General features: G+C 39.6%; 2 protein-coding genes. One reads left to right on the forward strand and one right to left on the reverse strand.

All coding sequences use genetic code 11. The features are described 5' to 3' along the window. Positions 1-165: DUF2383 domain-containing protein (locus tag R7Z77_RS24790; RefSeq protein ID WP_318136976.1), on the reverse strand; the 165-nt coding region annotated here is incomplete at its 3' end. 445 nt (positions 166-610) lie between these two features. Here R7Z77_RS24790 and R7Z77_RS24795 point away from each other — a divergent pair. Continuing rightward, positions 611-846 (forward strand): hypothetical protein (locus R7Z77_RS24795; RefSeq protein WP_318136975.1); only part of this gene is annotated, 236 nt, incomplete at its 3' end.

Consider the following 846-nt stretch of genomic DNA (forward strand, 5'->3'; position numbering starts at 1 on the left):
AATCGCATAAGGTTTCAACTCTAATGCGGCGTGTTCTCGTACATGAACCAGATCCTGCAATACATGGTTTAGCGATGTGTTGTCGATGTTATCAATCGCTTTCTTGTAAATATCATTACCGCTGTGAATAAGCTCAATGATTGAGGCGATGTTTTCATTTCTCATATCTTCTCCTTTATTTTACTGCGGTTACTTTATTGCAGTGCTTAAGCGCAACTTATATTGCGATGCCTTAGCCATTAAATATGAACAATATTTTTCATGTGGCATTTTATATCTAGCATTTTGTATGCCATGAATATTGAGTGTGAGAGATGCCAGATAATGTAAGGAGTAAGCATGGTGGTGGTTATTAATTGCGCGTGATTGCTTGTGGGGAATAAGAAAAAATTACAAATAAGAATCCATTCAAAGGAAATAATTACAGGTCATTTTGCAACGATTGGAGCTATTTAAATTCTATTTCAATAAAAACAATAACTTATTAAGTTGGCACAGTAATCGCAATACCACTCACGAGGAAACGAAAAGAATTCACTTTTATCAGATTACTTCTCAGCGGAATCACAACCGTTTAATCCAAGGTAATCTCAATCAACGGAGGCTAGTTATGGCTAATACAAAAGAAAGCGCAGTTAAACCTCAAGAGCAATTTGAAGAGGCGTACCACCTTGCAGAGCAAGCCACTTCAGAAGCGGTTGGCGCCATGAAAGAACATGCCAAAGAGAAGCTGGAAGTTGGCGCAGAGAACATTCAGCAAGCGACCAAATCCGCAGAAAACGTCATTAAAGAGCGCCCGCTGTTGAGTATCGGTTGTGCATTCCTGGCAGGTTGGGCGGTCTCTAA

Source organism: Vibrio sp. 1401 (genome assembly GCF_033340295.1).